Origin of the sequence: Amycolatopsis sp. WAC 04197 (assembly GCF_003947475.1) — a bacterium.
In the GTDB taxonomy this organism is placed as follows: domain Bacteria; phylum Actinomycetota; class Actinomycetes; order Mycobacteriales; family Pseudonocardiaceae; genus Amycolatopsis; species Amycolatopsis japonica.
Map to the genome: position 1 here is coordinate 889,303 of NZ_QHJK01000001.1, position 23,104 is coordinate 912,406.

22 protein-coding genes are annotated in these 23,104 nt (G+C 69.4%); 18 read left to right on the plus strand and 4 right to left on the minus strand.

Features of this window, described 5'->3' with window-relative positions; genetic code table 11:
• The first annotated feature begins 91 nt into the window (after nt 1–91).
• Complete coding sequence (locus tag DMC64_RS04475) at nt 92–412, plus strand: WXG100 family type VII secretion target (RefSeq protein WP_081975678.1); 321 nt, start codon at nt 92–94, stop codon at nt 410–412.
• Between the two features lie 52 nt (nt 413–464).
• A complete protein-coding gene (locus DMC64_RS04480) occupies nt 465–749 on the plus strand; it encodes a WXG100 family type VII secretion target (protein ID WP_037332651.1) in 285 nt (94 codons plus the stop codon).
• 121 nt (nt 750–870) lie between these two features.
• Here the strand turns inward: DMC64_RS04480 and DMC64_RS04485 are convergent, their stop codons facing one another.
• Both DMC64_RS04485 and DMC64_RS04490 read right to left on the minus strand, forming a co-directional pair.
• Nucleotides 871–1,617, minus strand: coding sequence for a DUF4333 domain-containing protein (locus DMC64_RS04485; protein ID WP_037332650.1), 747 nt, complete (start codon nt 1,615–1,617; stop codon nt 871–873).
• 3 nt (nt 1,618–1,620) lie between these two features.
• Nucleotides 1,621–2,511, minus strand: coding sequence for a hypothetical protein (locus tag DMC64_RS04490; protein WP_037332648.1), 891 nt, complete (start codon nt 2,509–2,511; stop codon nt 1,621–1,623).
• 276 nt (nt 2,512–2,787) lie between these two features.
• Between DMC64_RS04490 and rplM the strand changes: the two genes are divergently transcribed.
• From rplM to DMC64_RS04520, 6 genes are all read left to right on the plus strand, one after another.
• A complete protein-coding gene (rplM, locus tag DMC64_RS04495; RefSeq protein ID WP_016331117.1) occupies nt 2,788–3,240 on the plus strand; it encodes a 50S ribosomal protein L13 in 453 nt (150 codons plus the stop codon).
• 14 nt (nt 3,241–3,254) lie between these two features.
• Entirely contained in the window at nt 3,255–3,749 is a 495-nt protein-coding gene (gene rpsI / locus DMC64_RS04500; protein ID WP_007031073.1) for a 30S ribosomal protein S9, read from the plus strand.
• 257 nt (nt 3,750–4,006) lie between these two features.
• A complete protein-coding gene (gene glmM, locus DMC64_RS04505) occupies nt 4,007–5,341 on the plus strand; it encodes a phosphoglucosamine mutase (protein WP_125732179.1) in 1,335 nt (444 codons plus the stop codon).
• A 136-nt stretch (nt 5,342–5,477) separates the two neighbouring features.
• Complete coding sequence (locus DMC64_RS04510; RefSeq protein ID WP_037332644.1) at nt 5,478–5,789, plus strand: hypothetical protein; 312 nt, start codon at nt 5,478–5,480, stop codon at nt 5,787–5,789.
• Entirely contained in the window at nt 5,786–8,293 is a 2,508-nt protein-coding gene (locus DMC64_RS04515; protein ID WP_125732181.1) for a hypothetical protein, read from the plus strand. The genes DMC64_RS04510 and DMC64_RS04515 overlap by 4 nt, the downstream gene beginning before the upstream one ends.
• A gap of 29 nt (nt 8,294–8,322) precedes the next feature.
• Entirely contained in the window at nt 8,323–8,805 is a 483-nt protein-coding gene (locus DMC64_RS04520) for a hypothetical protein (RefSeq protein WP_037332639.1), read from the plus strand.
• A gap of 4 nt (nt 8,806–8,809) precedes the next feature.
• Here the strand turns inward: DMC64_RS04520 and DMC64_RS04525 are convergent, their stop codons facing one another.
• Nucleotides 8,810–9,742, minus strand: coding sequence for a cytochrome P450 (locus tag DMC64_RS04525; RefSeq protein ID WP_125732183.1), 933 nt, complete (start codon nt 9,740–9,742; stop codon nt 8,810–8,812).
• A 15-nt stretch (nt 9,743–9,757) separates the two neighbouring features.
• Between DMC64_RS04525 and DMC64_RS04530 the strand changes: the two genes are divergently transcribed.
• The 5 genes from DMC64_RS04530 (at nt 9,758) to DMC64_RS04550 (ending at nt 15,171) form a co-directional block, all read left to right on the plus strand.
• Nucleotides 9,758–11,455 carry a fatty acyl-AMP ligase gene (locus tag DMC64_RS04530; protein WP_125732855.1) on the plus strand — a complete coding sequence of 566 codons (1,698 nt, stop codon included), beginning with the start codon at nt 9,758–9,760 and terminating at the stop codon, nt 11,453–11,455.
• The gene (locus DMC64_RS04535; RefSeq protein ID WP_037332633.1) at nt 11,445–11,750 is read left to right on the plus strand and encodes an acyl carrier protein; all 306 of its coding nucleotides are present in this window, start codon (nt 11,445–11,447) and stop codon (nt 11,748–11,750) included. The genes DMC64_RS04530 and DMC64_RS04535 overlap by 11 nt, the downstream gene beginning before the upstream one ends.
• A gap of 138 nt (nt 11,751–11,888) precedes the next feature.
• Nucleotides 11,889–12,203: a hypothetical protein gene (locus tag DMC64_RS04540; protein WP_005166844.1), complete on the plus strand. Its 315-nt coding sequence runs from the start codon at nt 11,889–11,891 to the stop codon at nt 12,201–12,203.
• Nucleotides 12,203–14,605 (plus strand): collagen-like protein, encoded by a 2,403-nt coding sequence (locus DMC64_RS04545; RefSeq protein WP_125732185.1) that lies wholly within the window; start codon nt 12,203–12,205, stop codon nt 14,603–14,605. The genes DMC64_RS04540 and DMC64_RS04545 overlap by 1 nt, the downstream gene beginning before the upstream one ends.
• A gap of 29 nt (nt 14,606–14,634) precedes the next feature.
• Nucleotides 14,635–15,171, plus strand: a complete 537-nt coding sequence (locus tag DMC64_RS04550) for a hypothetical protein (protein ID WP_037332627.1) — start codon at nt 14,635–14,637, stop codon at nt 15,169–15,171.
• A gap of 50 nt (nt 15,172–15,221) precedes the next feature.
• On the opposite strand, the gene DMC64_RS04555 is transcribed toward DMC64_RS04550, so the two are convergent.
• Complete coding sequence (locus DMC64_RS04555; protein WP_037332625.1) at nt 15,222–16,046, minus strand: dienelactone hydrolase family protein; 825 nt, start codon at nt 16,044–16,046, stop codon at nt 15,222–15,224.
• A gap of 129 nt (nt 16,047–16,175) precedes the next feature.
• Here DMC64_RS04555 and glmS point away from each other — a divergent pair, with 129 nt between their 5' ends.
• The 5 genes from glmS to DMC64_RS04580 all read left to right on the plus strand — a co-directional run bounded on the left by glmS (nt 16,176) and on the right by DMC64_RS04580 (nt 23,087).
• Nucleotides 16,176–18,038 (plus strand): glutamine--fructose-6-phosphate transaminase (isomerizing), encoded by a 1,863-nt coding sequence (gene glmS / locus DMC64_RS04560; protein ID WP_125732187.1) that lies wholly within the window; start codon nt 16,176–16,178, stop codon nt 18,036–18,038.
• Between the two features lie 14 nt (nt 18,039–18,052).
• Nucleotides 18,053–19,492 carry an NAD(P)H-hydrate dehydratase gene (locus DMC64_RS04565; protein ID WP_125732189.1) on the plus strand — a complete coding sequence of 480 codons (1,440 nt, stop codon included), beginning with the start codon at nt 18,053–18,055 and terminating at the stop codon, nt 19,490–19,492.
• A gap of 266 nt (nt 19,493–19,758) precedes the next feature.
• Nucleotides 19,759–20,574: a DeoR/GlpR family DNA-binding transcription regulator gene (locus DMC64_RS04570; RefSeq protein WP_125732191.1), complete on the plus strand. Its 816-nt coding sequence runs from the start codon at nt 19,759–19,761 to the stop codon at nt 20,572–20,574.
• Nucleotides 20,564–21,991 (plus strand): xylulokinase, encoded by a 1,428-nt coding sequence (gene xylB / locus DMC64_RS04575; protein ID WP_125732193.1) that lies wholly within the window; start codon nt 20,564–20,566, stop codon nt 21,989–21,991. Before DMC64_RS04570 ends, xylB begins: the two co-directional genes overlap by 11 nt.
• Before the next feature lie 4 nt (nt 21,992–21,995).
• A complete protein-coding gene (locus DMC64_RS04580; RefSeq protein WP_037332616.1) occupies nt 21,996–23,087 on the plus strand; it encodes an ABC transporter ATP-binding protein in 1,092 nt (363 codons plus the stop codon).
• The last annotated feature ends 17 nt before the right edge of the window (nt 23,088–23,104 follow it).

Genomic DNA, 23,104 nt, shown 5'->3' on the forward strand with positions numbered 1-23,104 from the left:
GGAACCAGACGTGGCAGTGTCTCCGTCGTAGGTCCGTACCAAACGAACTTCACCGAGTACGGATAAACCACGAACGAAGGGGGTAGCTCCCATGGCTGGCGGATTTACCGGGACAGTTGAGCAGTTCACTCAGTCCGAGAAGCGCGTGACCGAGGTCCGCGTTTCGATGGACCAGAACCTGAGCAAGCTTCGCGACAACATCGAGGCCACCCGCGCGGGCTGGACCGGTGACGCCTCGATCGCGTTCAACAACGTGATGAAGCGCTTCGACGAGGCGGGCCGTGGGCTCAACCAGGCCCTCCAGAACATCGGTGACCTGCTCGAGCAGGCCGGCTCGAAGTACAACGCTTCCGAGCAGCAGCAGCAGGAACTCATCAACTCGGTCAACAAGGGCTTCGGCGTCCTCGGCTGATCTTGCTTCACCCCGTACAAACCAAGACCATTCTTAATCACTGGAGGAACCCATGGGCGAGTTGAAGGTCGATTACGCCACGATCCACGCGGCGGCCGACGACTGCAAGACCACCGGTGGCGAGCTGGAGTCCCTCTTCGGGCAGCTGAAGAGCGACCTGGCCCCGCTGGTCAACACCTGGGACGGTGACGCGAAGACCGCGTACATGGCCGCTCAGCAGGAGTGGGACAACAAGTTCGAGGAGCTCAAGCAGCTGCTCGCGCAGGTCGCCGGCGTGCTGCCGCAGCTGGCCGACGGCTACCAGGCCACGGAGCAGGGCGTCACCGGCCTGTTCTGAGTCTCCCGGCTCCAACGAGCAACGGCGGGCAGGCATCTTCGGATGCCGAGCCCGCCGTTTCGTTTGTGTCGAAGGAAAAGCCGCGACGGTCGCCGTCGCGGCTTTTCCGTGTCCGCACCGGTCAGTGCGGCGCGCCGACCTCGAATTCCGGGGTGGTGTTCAGCACCCGGACGGTGACTTTCTTCTGCTGTCCCGAAAGATCGATCGAGCAGTCGAACGTGGCGCCGTTCTCCACCGGCTGGCCGGACGGGCAGCTCACGTTCTTCACGTCCGGCTCCCCGTAGTTTTCGTTGAGCACGCGGACGACACCGTCCTGGACCGATTTCTGATCGAGCGTGTCACCGGCGAAGGCGCCGAGCAGCCAGGCTCCGACGCCGCCCGCGACCACGACGGCCGCCGCGATCCCGCCGATCAGCAAGGTCTTCTTGGAAGCCTTGGGCTTCTTCGCGGGCTCCGCTCCGAAGGCACCGAGCCCGCCGTACTGAGACGGCTGTGCCTGCTGCGCGGGCTGGAACCCTCCGCCGTACTGACCCTGCGGGGGAGTGCCCGGACTTTGTTGCTGTGCCTGCCAATCCTGCTGCTGCGGCATCGGCTGCTGCTGCGGTTGCTGCGGTTGCTGCCACCCCGGGCCCTGCGCCGGGGGTGCGCTTTGCTGCCAGGGCCCGGAAAAAGAGCCGGTGACGCCGGGCTGCTGCTGCCATTGCCCGGTGTAGGAGCCGGTGTTCGCGGCGCCCGCGTCGTTCTGCTGCCACTGCCCGGCATGCGGTCCGGTCGCCTGGCCCTCCTGTTGCCAGCCCTGCTGCTGATTGCCGGGATTCGCCGGGGGCTGCCACCACTGCTGCGGCTGTTGCGGCTGCTGTTCGGTCATGCCTCAGACGCCTTTCAGCTCGTTGAAGCGGCGGTTGAAGTCGTCCTTGGCCGCCTTGTCCGGCAGCACGGTGATCTGTGAGGCGTCCGGCAGCTTCGGCAGATCCTGCGGGCTCGCCTTGCCGGTGAAGCGGAAGTCGTAGCGCAGCTCGATCTTGTGCCCGTTGCCCTCGATCTTCGCCTCCATCACGATCTGGTTCAGCGTCCCGTCCGAATTGAGGGAGACGGTGGTGTGCACCGGGGCCTTCTTCATCTCGTCCGTGATCCCGCTGCTGATCGACGTGGGCAGGATCTCCACCCGGCGTTCGATGAACTTGCCGAACGGGACGTCGGCGGTCAGCTCGATCCGGTTCTCCGGAAGGCTCTTGGCGCCCTTCACGATCTTCTTGTCCGCGTTGTAGGACACGGCGATCGCGTCGGCCATCTTGCAGGCGTGGATGATCCCGACCCACGCGCACGGGATGGCCAGCCCGGCTTCGGACTTCAGCATCGAAACCCACGGCGTCGGGGCGAGGCTCTTGTAGACGGGGCCGAGGTACACGTACTCGACGGTCCCGTCGCCCGGGGTGTACCAGTCGATGCTGTCGTCCGGGTTCTTCTGCGAGCGCTGGCGGCTGACCCGGCTTTCCGGGGACCCGGTGCGGGCCGAGGAGATCGTGCTGCGGACGTACTTCTCGTCGAACCGGAAGTAGGCGCCCGACTCGCTGGTGACGTCGCGCTGCTGGCCGATGGTGTCCTGCAGCTTGTTCATCGCGGTTTCGAACTTCGTGCCGACGTAGGTCGCCGCGTCGTCGCCCTTCGGCACGGCGGTGCCCGCGCGCCCCTGGCCGCAGGCGGTGGTCAGCGCCAGCACGGCGCTCAGCACGCACAAGATGGTCGTTGGACGTTTGTTCATCGCCGTTCCCCTGATCGAGTCCCCCGCGCGCGGTGCGCGTCCGGATCGTCTCATCCTCTCCCGCGAAGGATGATGCCGTGGGCGGTTCCGCCACACCGGCGAGGTACAGTTGCGGGGCGCCCGCCGGGCGCCGGTCCTAGTATGGGACCCCGGACCGACCCCCGCTTCGCAGTAGGGTCGGGCGTGGGGGTATCTTCATTAGTCGTTGTGCGCTGCGGCGCGTAAGCGCTAGGCCCGCACAGAACCCACACGCAATGTTGACGACGAGGTAGACCCTTGCCCACGTACAGCCCCAAGCCCGGCGACGTCACTCGTGCCTGGCACGTGATCGACGCCGAGGATGTCGTGCTCGGCCGGCTCGCGACCGAGGTCGCCACGCTGCTGCGCGGCAAGCACAAGCCGACCTACGCCCCGCACGTGGACACCGGTGACTTCGTCATCATCGTCAACGCCGAGAAGGTCGCGCTCACCGGTAACAAGCGCGAGCAGAAGTTCGCGTACCGGCACAGCGGTTACCCCGGTGGTCTGCGGAAGCGCTCCTTCGGCGAGCTGCTCGACACCAAGCCCGAGCACCTGCTCGAGAAGGTCGTCAAGGGCATGCTGCCGAAGAACAAGCTCGGCCGCGCCCAGGCGAAGAAGCTCAAGGTCTACGCCGGCGCCGAGCACCCGCACGCCGCGCAGCAGCCGCAGGCGCGCGAGATCACCAAGATCGCGCAGGTCGCGAAGTGAGTGAGGAACAGTCTGTGACCAGCACCGAGACCGAGGCCGTCGAGGCTGTCGAGACCCCCGCGGTCGGTGACGCCGTCGCGACCAGCGAAACCCCCGCCGCCCCGCGCCCGTCGCGTGCCGCCGGTGGCAACGCCCAGACCGTCGGCCGCCGCAAGGAAGCCGTCGTCCGGGTCCGCGTCGTTCCCGGTACCGGTGAGTTCAAGCTCAACGGCCGCACGCTCGAAGAGTACTTCCCGAACAAGGTGCACCAGCAGCTCATCCGTGAGCCGCTGGTGACGGTCGACAAGCCCGACTCGTTCGACATCTTCGCCAACCTGCACGGTGGCGGGATCTCGGGCCAGGCCGGTGCGCTGCGCCTCGCGATCGCCCGTGCGCTCGTCGAGGTCGACGCCGACGACCGTCCGGCCCTGAAGAAGGCCGGCTTCCTGACCCGTGACGCCCGCGCCACGGAGCGGAAGAAGTACGGCCTCAAGAAGGCCCGTAAGGCTCCGCAGTACAGCAAGCGCTGATCGCGCCTCTGGCGCAACCCGCGGAAGCGCCCATCCGTCTTTCGGATGGGCGCTTCCGTGTTTCCGGGGTCCTTCGGTTCCCCGCTCGCCCCCAGCCCCACCTGTCACACCCGCCACATGTGCCCCACCCGTGTCGCGTTTAGCCCGCTAAAGTCGCGCGCGTCGCGTTTAGCCCGCTAAAGGCGAACCGGGGGTGCGGCAGGGTGGGCAGGGGCACTGGCTAGGTTGTCGTGGTGGTTTTTCAAGGAGGTCGACAGATGGCTCGTCTATTCGGTACCGACGGCGTACGTGGCCTCGCCAACGAGGAGCTGACCCCGGAGCTGGCGCTCTCGCTCGCCGCCAGCGCCGCCCGCGTCCTCGCCGCCCACGACCGCTCGCACCGCCCGGTCGCGGTCGTCGGCCGTGACCCGCGCGCCAGCGGAGAGATGCTCGAAGCCGCCGTCGTGGCGGGCCTCACGTCCGCCGGCGCCGACGTGCTCCGTCTCGGCGTCCTCCCGACGCCCGCCGTCGCGTATCTCGTCGGCGCGCTCGAAGCCGACCTCGGCGTGATGATCTCCGCCTCCCACAACCCCATGCCCGACAACGGCATCAAGCTCTTCGCGGCGGGCGGCCACAAACTTCCCGACGGGATCGAGGACGAGATCGAAGCCGGTCTCGCCGCCCCCGTCACCCGCCCGACCGGTATCGGCGTCGGCCGGGTGAAGGACGTCCCCGACGCGGGTGACCGCTACGTCCAGCACCTGCTGTCGGCCACGCCGCACTCGCTCGAAGGCCTGCGCGTCGTCGTCGACTGCGCCAACGGCGCGTCCTCCTTCGCCGCCCCCGACGTCTATCGCAAGGCCGGCGCTGAGGTCATCGCGATCCACGCGGACCCGGACGGCGTGAACATCAACGAACACTGTGGGTCGAATCACCCGGACGCGTTGCGCGCGGCTGTCGTCGAGCACGGCGCCGACCTCGGGATCGCGCACGACGGTGACGCCGACCGCTGTGTCGCGGTCGACGCCGCGGGTGAACTGATCGACGGCGACCAGATCATGGCCGTCCTCGCGCTCGCCCTCGCCGAGACCGGCGAGCTGACCAAGAACACCCTGGTCGCGACCGTGATGAGCAACCTCGGCCTGCACCTGGCGATGCGCGCGCACGGCATCGACCTCGTCACCACCGCCGTCGGCGACCGCTACGTCCTCGAAGAGCTCCGCGCGAGCGGGTTCGCGCTCGGTGGCGAGCAGTCGGGCCACGTCGTCCTCCCCGCCTACGCGACCACCGGCGACGGCCTCCTCACCGCGCTGCGGGTGATGAGCCGTATGGCCTCCACCGGCAAGTCGCTCGCCGACCTCGCCGCCGTCATGAACCGCCTGCCGCAGGTGCTGGTGAACGTCCCGGTGGCGGACAAGGCGGCGGTCGCCGTCTCGGCCGCGGTCCGCGACGCCGTCGGCGCCGTCGAAGCCGAACTCGGCGAAGAAGGCCGTGTCCTGCTGCGCCCCTCGGGCACCGAGCAGCTGGTCCGCGTCATGGTCGAGGCTCCCGCGCACGACACCGCGCAGGCGGCCGCGGACAGGCTCGCGGGAGTCGTCTCCTCCGCCTCGTAAGCCCTCTCACGTTCTTCCCAAGTCGCTGCGCTGCGGTTACCGGCCCGGTACATTCCGTGTGCAAGGAACGGCACCGGGAGGGCTTGGGCCACGTCTGATCTCCGACGCAGATCGTTGCCCAGGGTGAGGGGGAGACATGGCCGGCGGCCACAAGGTCGATCCGCAGGCGTTGACGCAGGCGGCCAAGGCACTGAGCGACATTCCGAAGCACGCTTTGGAACAGCCCTTGGCCGCGGTCAAGGACATCCAGCTGATCGCGATGGACTTCGGACAGGGACACCAGGAGAGCTACGGCCCGTACCGGCCCGCCGTCACGCGGCTGGCGAACATGGCCGACAGCTACCTCAAGGCCGCTGACCTGTTCGCGCAGAAACTGAACGCGTCGGGTGGCAAGTACGAGGCCAACGAAGCCGACGCGAACCAGGCCGTGAAAGCGAGTGGCCGGTGACCGCCCAGGAAGAAGACGACCTCCCGACCCGCGCCGAGGTCGAGCAGATCATCAACGACGAGCGCATCCCTTGGGACGTCCGTCGGGATCTCGCCCTCCAGTACATCGACTACATCGAAGACGAAGACCCCGACGAGGTCGGCTTCGCCAGCGATGAGGACAAGAACGGTTTCCGTGACGCCGTAAAGGCGCAGATGAAGATCAGCGAAGGCGATCTCAACGGGAACAACTTCTGGGGCGGGATGCTGTCCGACATCCCGGTGATCAACAGCCTGGAAGAAAGCGTTCAGGTCGCGTACGGCAACGCCAAGGGCTATGTCGACAAGTTCGCCGAAGAAGGCCGCCAGGCGAACCAAAAGGCCAACGCCGACGCCAGGGCGGGCCTCGATCAGATGGCCTCGAAGGCGACCGCCACCAATCCCGCCGCGGAGACCTCGGACCAGATCCTGGACTTCGGCAAAGCGTCGTTCCAGAACATCGAGACCTTCGTCCCGCTCTACAACCGTTCGGTCGCGGCGGTGCATTCCGGCGCTCCGGCCGACGTCAACCAGCTGCGTGAGCTGTACGACCAGCAGCGGAAGATCCCGTTCGGCAAATTCGCGGCCGGTGCCGACGAGTTCACGAAGCTGAAGGAAGCGGTCGCGACGTCCTCCGGGGACGTTTCCGGAGAGATGAACAAGAACCTCGGGGGCTGGGAGGGGGCCGCCGCCGATCAGGCGCGGACCTATCAGCAGAACTACGAGGCCAAGACGAAGGTCGTCGCCGACGGCGCGGAGCACGCGGCCGTCGCGATGATGACGGCGGCCGGGTCGGTCGCGAAGTTCTGCCGTGACAAGGCGGACTGGATGATCAAGGCTTCGTGCGACCGGATCGGCGAAGTGACCGCGCAGGATCTGGACCGGATCATCCGCATCGCGGAGCTCGGCAACAACGCGAGCCAGGACGACTTCAAGCATTGCTCGAAGTTCCTCGACCAGCAGTCGCGCGACATGATCAACGACGACGATTGCGACCTCGACGGCGACACGATCGAGCACATCATCGGGCAGGTCAAAAACTACCTGACGGGAACCTTCAATCCGTTCTACTCGAAGTACCTGAACGACTTCCGGACCATGTGCGCCAATACGCACACCGCGGTCGCCGGGGCCTGGCAAGGGCTGACCGATTTCTTCAGCCAGCTCGAAGAGAACCCGTTCGTCAATCTCGACGCGGCCGCCGGAACGTCGGGCGGCGGGTTCAAGACCGGCGGCGGCCAGGAGAACGGCGGCGGGCACACCGGCGGTCCCGGCACAGGGCCCGGTAGCGGTGGTGGCGGCAACACCACGCCGATCGGCGACGCGAAACCTCCCGCCCCGCCGGCACCGCCGAGCCCTCCGGACCCGAACATCAACCCCGTCACGGAGAAACCGCTCGAAGTCGACCCGGAGACCGGCGAGGCGTACCCGATCGATCCGCGCACCGGAGAGGCGGTCAAGCCGGAAGGCCCGGAATCCGTCACCGTCGAGCAGGGTGATCACAAGATCTCCATGGCCGAGCCCGGCAAGGACGGCAAGATGGGGATCTCGGTCGACGACGGTTCAGGGCAGCCGAAGGACTACAAGCTCGACTTCGGCGACTCGCGGCCGTTGCCGGACGACACCCCGAACCGCGGACCCGGCGGCGACACGTCGGCAGGCGGCGCGATCCATCGTGACACCGCACAACGACCGGACGCGCCGCGTGTGGACGACCAGGCGTTCAAACCCGGTCCGGACGGCAAGATCCACATCGAGGACGGCGCCCTCAAGATCACCGCGGAGCGGCCGGACGGGCCGGACGGGCCCACCCGGGTGACGGTCGACGACGGCAGCGGCAAGCCGACGACGTACACCCTCGGCGAAGAGAATCCCGTGGCCAAGACGGCCGCTGGAGCCGGTGGCGGCGCCGCCGATGCCCGTTCGGACGCCGCGGTGCCGGGCGGCAGGCACGCCGCCGAGCACGTTTCCGGTCAGCCCGTGGAAGCGGTGGCGAGGGACCACGCGACGGCGCAGGCCGCTCCGGAGCCGGCGTCGCACGGGGAAGCCCAGTCCGTGCGAACGCACGAGGTTCCGGCTTCCGGCGCGGTCGAAGTCCCGGCGGCCGCCACCGAGCAGACCACGCCGGCCGCGGATTCGGAGTCGACGTCGCCGCAGTCGCTGAGCGATCCCATGGGTGACGACGGTGGACTCGGCGAGACCTCCGATCCGGCGGGTGCCGGCGGCGGCGCGTCCACCTCCGCGACCTCGGGGCTCGGCTCGGCGCCGGGCGGTGGTGGCGACCAGGCCGCCGCCGCCATGAGCGGTGGAGTGGGCATGATGGGCGGCGGCATGATGGGTGGTGCCGGCGCGGGCGGCGGCGGTGGCGAGGACCAGCAGCGCTCCTCGAGTGGTTACCGCGTCGACGGCGGCCTCTTCGACACGGCGACGTCGAGCAGCCGGATCAGCGGTTCTCTCGACGACGACGGTGTCATCGGGTTCCGCTAGCGGCCGGCATCGGCGAGGGAGGACTGACCATGGGTTCCGAGGACGCGCTTGCCGCGCTGAAGAGCAAATTGGCGAATCTGGAGAGTGAAAACTCCGCCAGGATGGCCCTACTCGACAAACGCCGTGAAGAGGCGCTCGCCGAGGCCAAGGAGAAGTTCGACAAGCAGTCGAAGATCCAGGGCGGCGTCATCGTCCGGTTGCAGGAGCGCAACCGCAAGGCCAAGGCCGCGGGTGGCTGGGCGACCGAGTCGACGTTGAGCGAGAAGGTCGAGGACGACGGCGACTTCGGGTTCGAGGAAGACGAGGCCGAGAACGAGCGCCGGGCCGGGTATCGGACGGCGGAGGAGCAGCCGGTCGCGTACCGGCCGCCCGCTCCTCCGGTGCAGGCGCCGACACCTCCGCCGCCTCCGGCGCCCGTTCCGGAAGAGCGTCCGGCCGGGCGGCACCGGCGGGCGGCGGCCGCGCGGGGTGACGACGACGATTTCGCCAACACCGATTGGCTGGCGACCTGAGCGGTCAGGTCCGCAGCGTGACGATGGCCCGCTCGACGCCGTGGAAGACGGCGTGCGTCTTGTACCGCACGTCTTCGGCGACGTGGTCGGGCGACAGGATCTCGGCGAGGGCTCGAAGCGCGACTTCGCCCTCGGCGACCGCGACCCGCGAGCCGGGACAAGTGTGCCTGCCGAGGCCGAAGGCGAGCTCGGCGTCGGGGCCCAGCGGGATGGCCAGTTTGTCCCCGGTCGTGAAGTCCTTGCCCGCCAAGGAGAACGGCGTGGTCACGCGTCGGGCGGCGAAGCGGGTCGGGGCGACTTCGTGGATCAGGCCGCGTACGTCGTCGAGAACGTCGGGGCGGCGTAGGAGTTCGAGGCCGGCGAGGGCGAGGAAGTTCATGGAGTTCTCGTACGCCGCGTGGGCGAGCATCACCGGCGTGATCATCAGCTCGTCTTCGGTGATCCGGCCCGCTTCGTGTGCTTCGCGGAGCAGCGCCAGCCCGCCGCCTTCGACGGCAGTCGCCTTCAGGAAGAACATCGCGACCCTGAGCGCGGCGGTGTCGGCTCCGGCGGGTCCGCCCGACCAGACGTCCAGGTTCGCGGCGGTCTCCGAAAGGTTCGTCAGCAGCTTCTCGCCGAGCGGCTCGACCGTGCCGAGCACCGCCTCCGTCACCCTGGCCGCCGCGGGCCTGGCGAAATCGGCCACCAGATCGAACCGCCGGAGCGACTTTAGCGGGCTAATCGTGCTCCGGAGGTCGGTGAGCACGGTCTCCGGAAGCGGCTCCACCAGGGCGATGACCTCCTTGACGACCGCGCGTAGCCGCCGGTGGTCCGCGCCGTCCATCAGCAGGAGGTTCGGCGTCTCGGCCGCGGCACCGCCCGGGTTCGAGCTGAGCTCGCGGTCGCGCAGGGCCTTGACGCGATCCGCCGGATCGTCCAGCACGAAGAAGTCGTCCACGTTCGTATGATGCCCATGCCGCGGCCGGAGGATGTGCCAGTGCGCTCAGAAGTGCCCGAAGAAGTTCTGCGGACCCCGCTCGTGCGGCGGCTGCTCGAACGCGCCGACGTCGAGCGCCCGGCGTACACGCACCTCGATTGCTCGAACCGGCACGAACCCGTCGAGGACACGCTGACCTGGGCGGAGCTGCTCGTCCACGTCCGGGCGGTCGCGGCGAAGCTGCGTGAGGTGATCCAGCCGGGAGACCGCGTCGCGATCACGGCGCGGCAGGACCTCTCTTACGTCGTCGCGTTCTTCGGCGCGTTGTACGCCGGGGCCGTCGCGGTGCCGCTGTCCGCGCCGGACGTCCGCGCGCACCGCGAGCGGCTGGTCGGCGTCCTCAACGACTGCGACGCCGATATCTGGCTCACCTCGGCAGCCTTGGTCGAGCGGCTGACGGAGTTCGCCGAGACCGAGCCGGTTCCGGCGCCCCGCGAGATCATCGCCGTCGACACCCTGCCGGCGGATCCGGCGGACCGGTCGCTGCCCTCGCCCGTTTCCCCCGAAGACCCCGCCTACCTGCAGTACACCTCCGGTACGACGCGATCGCCCGCCGGCGTGATCGTCACGCATCGGGCGTTGTCGGCCGCCTGCTGGCAGATCTGCGACGCCTACGACGTCGACGAGCGCACCACGTGCGTCGGCTGGATCCCGTTCTTCCATGACATGGGGCTGGCGCAACTCCTCGCGGGGACGATGCACTCCGGCGGCCGGACGGTGTTCATCGCGCCGCTGGAGTTCATCCGGCGGCCGGAGCGCTGGCTGCTGCTGATGTCGTCCTATCCGAACACGCTCACGGCGGCCCCGAACTTCGCGTACGACCTGGTGACCGAGGCCGTGCCCGAGGCGAAGCGCGCCGAGTACGACCTCTCGACGGTGTCGATCGCGCTCAGCGGCAGTGAACCGGTCCGGGCGGCGACCGTCCGGGAGTTCCTCGCCGCTTACGAACCCCACGGCTTCCCGCGTGGCGCGTTCCGGCCGTCCTACGGTCTGGCCGAGGCCACGGTCTACGTCGCCAGCGGCGGTTCCGACGGCCCCGTGGTGACCGAAGTGGACGGCCGGGAGGTCGTCGAGATCGGCTGGCCCAGGGGGCAGCGGGTCCGCGTCGTCCCCACCCCGGATCGCGTTTTGCCCGCTAAAGGCGAAGTGGGCGAGATCTGGGTCAAGGGGCCCAACGTGGCGGCCGGGTACTGGCGGCGTCCGGACTTGACCGCCGAGGTGTTCGGCGCCGAACTCGACGGCGAGGGCGGCTGGCTCCGCACCGGCGACCTCGGCACGATCCGCGAAGGCAGGCTGTCGGTGACCGGCCGCATCAAGGACCTGATCATCATCGACGGCCGTAACCACAGCCCGCACGACATCGAGGAGACGGTCGCCGCCGCGCATCCCCTTCTCGGGCCCGAGCGCGTCGCCGCGTTCTCGGTCGACGGCGACGAAGGCGAGGGCGTCGTCGTGGTCGCCGAACGCGCCAGGAAGGCCCCCGGCTTCGACGAATCCGAGATCGAGCGAGCCGCCACGCGAGCCGTCGCCGAGCGGCACGACGTGCGTCTCCGCGCCTTCTTCCTGGTGAAACCCGGCGGCCTGCCGCGGACCTCCAGCGGCAAGGTCGCGCGTTCCGCGGCCAGAACGCGGTACTGGACGGCGGATGGGACAGAATCCACCCATGGCAGCTGACGGGAGCGAGTACGTCGACGAGATCAAGGCCCTCGTCTGCGAGACCTTCGACGTCGATCCGGAGACCATCGACGAGAACACGCCCTTCGCCGAGATGGGGGTCGACTCCCGGCGCCGCGTCCGGCTCCTGGCGACCGTCGAGGTGGAGTTCGGTGTCGACCTCGATCTCGACGAGCTGGACCGCCTGGTCGACATCCGGGGCGCGGCGACCGTGCTCGCCGAGGCCGTCGAAGCGGGCGCGAAACCGCGAAAACGCGGTCTACCAGGCTTCTTGCGCCGAAATCGTTTGAGTTAGCAAAGGTGTGAATGTCCCTGCGGTCTCGATGACCGGTGGGTACATTCTGTGTGCATATGCGACGGCACCTGATGCCGTCGGCGTGCGTCGTAGGTAGGACAACGAGGCGGATACAGCGGGACGAAGGGGGCACCGGTCATGCCGGACGGGGGCTACAAAGCCGATTCAGAGGCGATGCTCACGGCGTCGACGTCGTTGGAGCGCGCGGCTGAGAAAACGACGTCCGAGGCGGGGAAGGTGGGGCCGACCCAGGTCGCGCCCGAGAACTTCGGCCGGGTCCACAAGGACTATCAAAAGGGCTACGCCACCGGGATTCTCGCCATTTCCGACGCGATGAAGGGCTACGCGGGCCAGCTCACCCAGCTCGCCGGCGGCGTCAGCACCGCGTCGACCCGATACACCTCTTCCGACCAGGCGAACGCCGCGGCTGCCAACAAGGCGGGAGCCCAGTAATGAGTCAACCGACGCAGGCACAGATCGACGAAATGCTGAAGGACCCCTACGTCACACAGGGGACCAAAGACGCCTTGATGCTGCCGTGGAACAGGGAAGCGGCATACAAGAAGGCCGTCGCCGAACGTGACTCGAACGCGGCCGGGGACAAGAAGCAGGCGGCCGAGACGAAACAGGCCGACAAGGACCTCGACTCCATGTCCCGCCCCGCCGCCGGGGGTGCGACCACCAAATCCGACCAGGTGCTCGACCTCGGAAAGCCGGCACTGGACTTCTTCTCCGACTGGGCCGAGCAGGTCTGGAACAAGATGCCGGAGAAGTCGGGCGAAATCAGCTACAAGACCGACATCTGGGACCGGTTCCACGAGAACCGCGAGATCAATTTCCAGAAGATGTTCGACGAGGTCGAGGATCTCGCCGACGCCAAGAAGGTCGTCGAGCAGACCCAGAAGGACGCGTCTTCGGCGCTGACCACGCTCTTCCACGATTGGAAGGGCCAGGGCGCGACGGCCGCGAAGGTCAAGTACGAGCAGCGGATCCAGCCCGACGCGAAAGAACTCATCGCGCAGATGGACGGCGCCATCAAATTGGTGCCTTCGACCATCGACAAGATCTACAGCGCGCTCAAGCTGAAGGTCGACGAGACGCTGAAGCTCCGGGTCGACAAGGTCGCGACGGCGCCCCTGTACATCGCGAAGCAGGTCGTCGACATCGCGAACGGCAAGGTCGATTCCAAAGAAAAGCTCATGGACGTCGCGTATTGGCTCGACTCCGCGTGTCCGGGCAACAACCTCGCCGAACGGCTGCGTCACGACGACTGCAAGCTGAACGACGAAAACAAGGATTACGCGATCGGGGCCGCGAAGCAGTGGCTGAAGGGTTCTTTCGCCACCGAATTCGGTGAGCGGTACGAGAACTTCAAGAAGCTCTGCAAGAACGCGACCGAGACGATCAACACGCAGTACCACGAACTTTCGCGGTTCATGGAGGACTACACGAACCCGTTCCCCGCGCCCGGATCCGAGAAGCCGCCCGCCGACGACGGCAAGGGCAAGGGCAACGACACCGGCGGCGGCGGGAACACCGGCGGCGGCAGCGGTGGCGGAAGTGGCAGCGGGAGCGGGGGGGGCAGCGGCAGTGGTGGCGGTGCCAGCACGCCGCCTGCCGCGGAGGTCCCCGAGACGCCGAAGCCCGAGGACAAGCCCGCCGAGGGAACCAACCCGGTCACCGGCAAGCCGTTGGAGATCGACCCGGAGACCGGCAAGCCGTACCCGATCGACCCCGCGACTGGCGAGGCGATCAAGGACGGCATCGACGGTCAGGACACCATGACCGTCCAAAAGGGCGACAACAAGATCGAGATGACCGAGCCGGATAAAGACGGCAAAATGGACATCAAGGTCGACGACGGCAAGGGCAACGAGAAGGACTACAAGCTCGACTTCGACGACCCGAAGGGCGAGGACGGCAAGCCCGGCGAAGAGGGCAAGGACGGCAAGGACGGCGAGTTCGGGCCGAAGGGCACGGTCAAGGAAGGCGAGCCCGGCCCCGACGGCGTCTACCGGCCCGGCCCGGACGGCAAGATCCACATCCAGGACGGCAACCTCAAGATCACCGCCGAGCAGCCGGACGGTCCGAACGGCCCGACCGTGGTGACCGTCGACGACGGCAAGGGCGAGCCGACCACCTACACCCTCGACGAAAAGGGTGAGAAGAAGGAACTCAAGCCCGGCGACGACCTCAAGAACGGTCTCGACGACCGGAATCCCGGCAACCCGCAGCCCGGCAAGACCGACGACATCCGCACGATGCCCGCCCCGGCCGAGGCCGGGATGGCTCCCGGCGGTGGCGGTGGCAGCGGCTTCAGTGCTCCTGGCGGAGTCGAGGTCGGTGTCGGCGCCGAAGGGACCGCCGGGGCGTCCGCGGGAGCTGAAGCCGCCGGTGGCGGCGCTTCGGGTGCCGGTGGCGATGGCACCGTGCCGACCGCCAGTGGCGGCGGTGGCGGCGGCAGCTTCGAAGGCGCGCTCGGGAGCCCCATGGAGGGTGCTTCGGCGGGCTCGCTGAACGAAGCCGGATCGCTGGAAGCGGGTGTGCAGTCCGGAGGCGGCGCGATGCCGGCCGGGGCCGAAGGCGGTCTCGGGATGGCTCCCGGCGGAATGGATCCGGCGCCCGCGGGTGCCGGCGGTGCCGGTGCCGGAAGCTCGCCCGCCGGAATGGGCGGCATGATGGGTGGCATGGGCGCCATGGGCGGCGCGGCCGGCGGTGGCGGGGGTGACACGCAGCGCGGGTCGAGCCAGTATCGCGTCGAGGGTGGCATTTTCGAGACCAGTGGTGCGGGCGGCCGGATCAGCGGATCGCTCGACGACGAGGGTGGCGACCGTTCGATCAGCTACGAGCGATGATCGCCTGACCGGGGAACGAGGGAGGACCGATGAGCGCTGTCGACCGGCTGGCGGCCGCCATGTCCAGGCAGGACGCCGCCATCACGGAGCAGTTGGAGCAGCGCGGGCTGCGGGAGCGGCATCTCGCCGACGCCAAGGCCCAGGCGGTGGAGACCATGCAGAAGGACGCCGCCATCCACGACAAGTACGCCGCTCACATGCAGGAGCTGGGGAAGCGGAGCAAGGAGGCGGGCGGCTGGCTGACCGGCAAGACGACCGCCGACCGTAGCCACACCATCGGCTTCGACATCGAGGACGACGAGAAGCCGGACGCCCGGTTCGCCGAGTTCGGGGCGCGGCCTGACGCGCCGCGGCCGGTGGCGCCTCCGCCGCCGCCTCCGATCGCCCCCGGGGTGCCCGGAATGCCGGCGACGGTGGACGTCCCGCCTCAGGCGCCGACGCCCGCTCCGAGTGCCGCGGCGCCTGAAGCGCCGGGCACGCCCGCGCGCCGTCGGGGTCGTCACGCCCGTGACGACAAGGGCTTCGACGACGACGACTTCTCGAACAACTCGTGGATGGTCGACTGACCTGTTTCAGGCTCGGATCGCGTTTAGCCCGCTAAACGCGATCCGGGCGGTCAGGCGGCGGGCTCGTCTTGGAGCTCGATGGGGGCGCGTTTGACGTCGGCGTCCAGCAGGGGCTGGTACTTCGTCGTCCCCGTCAGATGCGTGAGGAAGAACGCGGTGAACAGTGCCCGCGCCAGCTGCTGGGTGCCGCGGTGCGGCTTCCCGTGCAGCAACAGCTGACTCCAGTGCCTGCCTTCGGTGACGCCGAGGTGCGAAGACTTCCCGAGCTTGCGCAGCTGCACCGGGCCGCCCCACGCGTCCGCGATGGCCTCGGCGTGGCCGACCGGCGGCGCGACCAGGTCTTCGCTCGCCGCGAGGTGCAGGCCGGGCGCGGTCACCGACCGGGCCGACACCGTCGCCGGCGGCAGCGTCTGCGCGGGAGTGATGGTCGCGACGGCGCGGATCCCGGGCCGCTCGTCGTTCTCGGCCGCCTGCGCGGCGGCCAGCACCGCCGAACCACCGCCGGTCGAGTGCCCGGCCAGACCGAGCTTCGCCGGGTCGACGCTGATGCCGTCCGGTCCGAGGCGGACCGTCGTGATCAGTTCGAGCGTGGTGAGCAGGTCGCCGGCCAGCAGCCGGTGCGAAGGCAGCGGCCCGCGCTGGGTGGCCGGAGCCGCCGCGACGATGCCCCAGCTCGCGAGGTGCCGGAGCAGATGCCGGTAGCTCCCGGTCGGCTGCAGCCAGCCGTGCCCGAAGGCGATCGCGGGCAGACCGAGCCCGGAACGGGGCGTGAACACGACACCGGGCAGTCCGACCAGGGCGAGGTTGCCGCGCAGAACGTCGTGCGGACCTGGGTGGGACAGCTCCGCGAGCAGCTGCTTGGGCTTGCTGGCCATGGTCGTGACCTTACTGCCCGCACCCCCGTCCGGCCCGCGCGCCGCCCTGCGCGTCGCGTTTAGCCCGCTAAACGCGACGCGCAGGCGCCCGGGCGAGGGGGTCGGATTCCCGTCGTTAGGCTGGTGGCCGTGTGTGGAATCGTGGGATACGTCGGACACCGCCCGGCCCTGGACGTCGTCATCGGCGGCCTGCGCAGGATGGAGTACCGCGGCTATGACTCGGCAGGCGTCGCGGTCCTCGACGGCGCCGGCGCGCTGAACGTCGAGCGCAAGGCGGGCCGCCTGGCCAACCTGGAGACCCAGCTCGACACCGTCGGCAGGGACGCCTTCACCGGCACCGCCGGGATGGGCCACACCCGCTGGGCCACCCACGGCGCCCCGGTCGACCGCAACTCGCACCCGCACCGCGACGCCTCCCAGCGTGTCGCCGTCGTGCACAACGGCATCATCGAGAACTTCGCCGCCCTGCGCGCCGAGCTCGAGGCCGAAGGCGTCGAGATGGCGAGCGACACCGACTCCGAGACCGCCGCGCACCTCATCGCCCGCGCGTACACCGAGGGCGACACGAAGGGCGACTTCGCGGCCAGCGTCGCGGCCGTCTGCCGTCGTCTCGAGGGCGCGTTCACCCTGGTCGTGACCATCGCCGACCAGCCGGACACCGTCGTCGCCGCCCGCCGTTCGTCGCCGCTGGTCGTCGGCGTCGGCGAGGGGGAGCACTTCGTCGCCTCCGACGTCGCCGCGTTCATCGAGCACACCCGCGAGGCGGTCGAGCTCGGCCAGGACCAGCTCGTCGTGATCACCCGCGACGGCTACGACGTCACCGACTTCCACGGCGACGCCGCCCAGGCCAAGCCGTTCACCGTCGACTGGGACCTCTCGGCCGCGGAAAAGGGCGGCCACGAGTACTTCATGCTCAAGGAGATCGAGGAGCAGCCGGAGGCGCTGGCGAACACGCTGCGCGGCCACTTCGACGGCGGCCGGATCATCCTCGACGAGCAGCGCATCTCCGACCAGGACCTGCGCGACGTCGACAAGGTCTTCGTCGTCGCCTGCGGTTCCGCGTACCACTCGGGCCTCGTCGCCAAGTACGCGATCGAGCACTGGTGCCGCCTCCCGGTCGAGGTCGAGCTGGCCAGCGAGTTCCGCTACCGCGACCCGGTGCTGGACCGCGCGACGCTGGTCGTCGCGGTCTCCCAGTCGGGCGAGACCGCGGACACCCTCGAAGCCGTCCGTCACGCGCGCGAGCAGAAGGCCCGCGTCCTGGCCGTCTGCAACACCAACGGCGCGCAGATCCCGCGTGAGTCCGACGCCGTCCTCTACACGCACGCCGGTCCGGAGATCGGTGTCGCCTCGACCAAGGCGTTCCTCGCGCAGATCGCGGCCAACTACCTGGTCGGCCTGGCCCTCGCACAGGCCCGCGGCACCAAGTACCCGGACGAGGTCGCCCGCGAGTTCGCCGAACTCGAAGCGATGCCCGCCGCGGTGCAGAAAGTCCTGTCCACTGTGGACCAGGTCCGTGACCTCGGCCGCCGGATCGCCGACTCGAAGGCCGTGCTGTTCCTCGGCCGCCACGTCGGGTTCCCGGTCGCCCTCGAAGGCGCGCTGAAGCTCAAGGAACTGGCGTACATGCACGCCGAGGGTTTCGCCGCCGGCGAGCTCAAGCACGGCCCGATCGCGCTGATCGAAGAAGGCCTGCCCGTCGTCGTGGTGATGCCGTCGCCCAAGGGACGCGCGGTGCTGCACTCGAAACTGGTGTCGAACATCAGCGAGATCCAGGCACGCGGCGCGCGCACGATCGTGATCGCGGAGGAGGGCGACGAGACCGTCCGCCCGTTCGCCGACGAACTGATCGAGATCCCGGCCGTCCCGACCCTGCTGCAGCCGCTGGTCTCCACGGTGCCGCTGCAGGTGCTGGCCGCCGAGATCGCCCGCACGCGCGGGTACGACGTCGACAAGCCGCGTAACCTGGCGAAGTCGGTCACCGTCGAATAGAGACCGGAGGCGTCGTGCAGGGAATCTGGACCACGGAACGGATTCGCGCGGCGGAGGACCGGTTGCTCGCCGTCACTCCCGACGGCGAGCTCATGCGGCGTGCGGCTTTCGGGCTCGCCGTGCACGCCGCCGAGATGCTGGCCGAACACACGGGTTCGGTGTCCGGGCGGCGGGTGACGCTGCTCGTCGGGTCGGGGAACAACGGTGGTGACGCCCTGTGGGCCGGCGCGTTCCTGCGTCGCCGCAATGTGGCCGTCTCCGCGATCCTGCTGAAGCCTGAACGCGCGCACGGCCCGGGGTTGGCCGCGTTGAAGCGATCCGGTGGCAAGGTCGTGTCCCTTGAGGACGGTCCACAGTGGATTCAGCGGGCGGACCTCGTCGTCGACGGGATCGTCGGGATCTCGGCGCGCGGGCCGTTGCGGCCGGACGCCGCCGCGCTGCTGGAGCAAGTGAGCGCGCCCGTGCTCGCGGTCGATCTGCCGAGCGGGGTGGATCCGGACACCGGCGCCGTGGACGGTCCGGCGGTCGTGGCGGACCGGACGGTCACGTTCGGTGCGCTCAAGCCGGTGCACGCCCTCGCACCCGCGTCCTGCGGTGAGGTTTCCCTGGTGGACATCGGGCTGCGGCTGACCGAGCCGGATCTGCAGCGACTCGATACGGCGGACGTCGCCGCCGCGTGGCCGGTGCCCGGGCCGGACGACGACAAGTACAGCCAGGGTGTGGTCGGGGTGGCCGCCGGGTCGGCGACGTATCCGGGCGCGGCCGTGCTCGCGGCGGGCGCGGCGGTGCGGGCGACGTCCGGGCTCGTGCGGTACGCCGGTCATGCGGCGGACGTCGTGCGCGGGCAGTGGCCCGAGGTCATCGCGACGGGTTCGGTGACCGACGCGGGCCGGGTGCAGGCGTGGGTCGTCGGGCCGGGGATCGGCACCGGGAACGAGGGGCGGGACGTCCTGAGGTTCGTGCTCGGCCGCGGCGTGCCGGTGTGCGCGGACGCCGACGCGACGACGATCATCGCGCGTTCGCCCGACGTGCTCGACGCGCGCGATCCGGACACGCCGCTCGTGCTGACTCCGCACGCGGGGGAGTTCGAGCGGCTGATGGGTTCGCCGCCGGGGGCGGACCGGGTCGCGGCGGCGCGGGCGGCCGCGCGGAGGTATGACGCCGTCGTGCTCTTGAAGGGGCACTGCACGGTGGTCGCGGCGCCGGACGGGCGTGCGCTGGTGAACACGCCGCGGGGGTCGTGGCTCGCGACGGCGGGTTCGGGGGACGTGCTGTCCGGCCTGGTGGGCGCGCTACTCGCCGCCGGGCTCGATCCGTGGCTGGCGGCCGGGGCGGCCGCGCACGTCCATTCGCTCGCCGGGGCGTTCGCCGCCGACGGCGCCCCCACCTCGGCCTCCGGCATCCTCGGCGCGATCCCCGATGCCCTCCGGTCCGTCCGTTCCCTGACCTCCTGACCAGGGCCCCGACCTGCGTTTTGCCCCCTAACCGCGCTCTGCGGTCGCGCGCCCTCAGATACCCCAATTCTGCGGGCGGGCGCCATCAGAGCGCGGTTAGCCCGCAAAACGCAGGTCGGCGGGGCAAGCGGCGAGAGTGGGAAAAAATGCGGGAGTTATCGAGTTACGTGTTAACTCCGGGCGAATAATCTGGTAAGAAGCAGGTGTGAGCGCCGACACCCACCCCGCCGGGACCGCGATGGTCCGGGTCGTGAACGGTGTCGCCCATGTCTAAGACCAGGCCCTCGGATGCCGCCGTCGAGCACCGGCGCCAGGAGATCCTCGACCACGTCATCGCCACCGGCGAGGTCCGCATCGACGACCTCACCACCCGCTTCGGCGTCAGCCTGATGACGATGCACCGCGACCTCGACGACCTCGCCGACCGCCGTCTCCTCCGCAAACTCCGCGGCAAGGTCGATGCCTACCCCGCGACGACCATGGAGTCGGCCGCCCGTTTCCGCGACACCTTCAACCAGGCCACCAAGGACGCGCTCGGCGAGGCCGCCGCGGCGCACGTCCACTCCGGGCAGACGGTCTTCGTCGACGACTCGACGACGCTCTTTCCGCTCGTCCGCCGTCTTGGCCAGGTCGAGGACCTCACCGTCATCACCAACTCGCTCGAAGCCGCCCGTATCCTCGGGCCCGCCAAGAGCGTCGAGGTCGTCCTGGCGGGCGGGCGCTACCACCACGAGTTCGACTCGTGCGCCGGCCCGGACGTCGTCGCGTTCCTCGACCGTACGCACGCCGACATCGCGTTCGTCTCGGTCGCCGCGGTCGCGGTCGGCCGCCTGTTCCACCCGGTCCAGGACTACGCCGAGCTCAAGAAGGCCGCGCTGCGCACCGCCGACCGCAACGTCCTGGTCGTCGACAACTCCAAGTTCGGCCGCACCGCCACCTACGCGTACGGCGACATCGGCGACTACGACCTCCTGATCACCGACGAAGAGACGCCGACCGAGGAGATCGAGGCGGCGCTGACCGCGGGGACCGCCATCGAGCAGGTCGAATGCGCACCGGAGGGGCCGGAATATGAGTTCTGACCTGGTCGCCGGAATCGACTCGTCGACCCAGTCGACGAAGGTCGTCGTCTGCGACGCGAACACCGGCGAGATCGTCCGCACCGGCCGCGCTTCGCACCCGGACGGCACCGAAGTCGCGCCCGCCGCGTGGTGGGACGCGTTCCGCGAGGCCACGGACGGCCTCCTCGACGGTGTCGGCGCCATCGGCATCGGTGGCCAGCAGCACGGCATGGTGGCCCTCGACGAAGCCGGCGAGGTCGTCCGGCCCGCCTTGCTGTGGAACGACACCCGGTCGGCGAAGGCGGCCGAAGACCTCGGCGCCGAACTCGGCGCCGAGAACTGGGCGAAGTCCGTCGGTTCACTGCCGGTCGCCAGCTTCACCGTCACGAAGCTGCGCTGGATGGCGGAGCACGAGCCCGAACTGGCCGATCGCGTCGCCCGCGTCCTGCTCCCGCACGACTGGCTGACCTGGCGGCTGCTGGGCGACGGCGCCGAGCCGGTCACCGACCGCGGCGACGCCTCCGGCACCGGATACTTCTCGCCCGCCACCGGCGAATACCGCCAAGACCTCCTCGCGCACGCCTTCGGCGGCCGGACTCCCGAACTGCCCAAGGTCATCGGCCCAGCCGATGCCGCGGGCCGCACCGCGGACGGGATCCTGGTCTCGGCCGGAACCGGCGACAACATGGCCGCCGCCCTCGGTCTCGAACTCGCACCCGGCGACGTCGTCGTCTCTCTCGGCACCAGCGGCACCGTGTTCGGCGTCTCCGAGACGGCGAGCGCCGACCCCACCGGCATCGTCGCGGGATTCGCCGACGCCACCGGCCGGTTCCTCCCGCTGGCCTGCACGCTCAACGCGGCCCGCGTGCTCACGGCCACGTCCGCGATGCTCGGCGTCGAGCTCGCCGAGTTCGACAAGCTGGCGCTCGCCGCCACGCCCGGTTCCGGCGGCCTCACCTTCCTGCCGTACCTCGACGGTGAGCGGACGCCGAACCTCCCGGACGCCAACGGCACGCTCTTCGGCCTGACCCGCGCGAACATGACGCCCGAAAACCTCGCCCGCGCGGCCGTCGAAGGCATGCTGTGCGGTCTGGCCGCCGGGCTCGACGCCCTGCGCGAACAGGGGCTCGAAGTCCGACGCGTCCTCCTGATCGGCGGTGGCGCGCAGTCGGCCGCCGTCCGCGCGGTCGCGCCGATCGTGTTCGGCGTGCCCGTCGTCATCCCCGAAGTCGCCGAATACGTAGCGGTCGGTGTCGCGCGGCAGGCGGCCTGGGCCCTCGCTTCCAGCACGGAACCTCCCCGCTGGCAGGAACAGCACGGCTACACCCCACTCGAGCCGACCGAAGCGGACCGTGCCGAAGGGCGCCGGATCCAGCAGCGGCATCTCGAAGCCCGCGAACTCGGGCACGGCATTTCCGCGAAACCGAAAGAGGACTGAACCGATGGCCACGATCACCTACGACAAGGCGACCCGGCGCTACGCGGGCTCCGAGCGGCCCGCCGTGGACGCACTCGACCTCGAGATCGCCGACGGCGAGTTCCTCGTGCTGGTCGGGCCTTCCGGCTGTGGCAAGTCCACCAGCCTGCGGATGCTCGCCGGCCTCGAGGACATCGACGAAGGCGCCGTGTGGATCGGCGACCGCGACGTCACGCAGCTGCCGCCGCGCGCCCGCGACATCGCGATGGTGTTCCAGAACTACGCGCTGTACCCGCACATGACCGTTGGCCAGAACATGGGCTTCGCGCTGAAGATTGCGGGCCGCCCGGCTTCGGAGATCAAGCAGAAGGTGCTCGATGCGGCCAAGCTGCTGGACATCGAGCAGTACCTCGACCGCAAGCCGAAGGCGCTCTCCGGTGGTCAGCGCCAGCGTGTCGCGATGGGCCGCGCCATCGTGCGCGAGCCGCAGGTCTTCCTCATGGACGAGCCGCTGTCGAACCTCGACGCGAAGCTGCGTGTCTCCACCCGTACGCAGATCGCCGCGCTGCAGCGACGCCTCGGCGTCACCACCGTCTACGTCACGCACGACCAGGTCGAGGCCATGACGATGGGTGACCGGGTCGCCGTCCTCTCGGACGGTCTCCTGCAGCAGTGCGACACCCCGCGCGCCCTGTACGACAAGCCCGCAAACGCTTTCGTCGCCGGTTTCATCGGCTCGCCCGCGATGAACCTCGTCACCGCGAAGCTCACCGAAGACGGCGCCGAACTGGGTGGTGCCCGGGTGCCGCTGACCCGCGAAATCCTCGCCAAGGCCGAAGGCGACACGGTCACCCTCGGCTTCCGCCCCGAGTCGCTCGAGGTGACCACCAGCGAAGACGGCACCCTGCCGATCAAGGTCGACCTCGTCGAGGAGCTCGGCTCGGACGCGTACGTCTACGGCAAGCTGGCCGAGACCGACGCCGAGGGCGCGAAGTCGAACGTCGTCACCCGTGTGGACCCGCGCACACCGCCGGCCATGGGCGACACCCTGCACCTGCGGATCCGTCCCGACGAGCTGCACGTGTTCTCCGCCACCGACGGGGCGCGCCTGTCCTGAGCCGGTTCGTGGGAAAC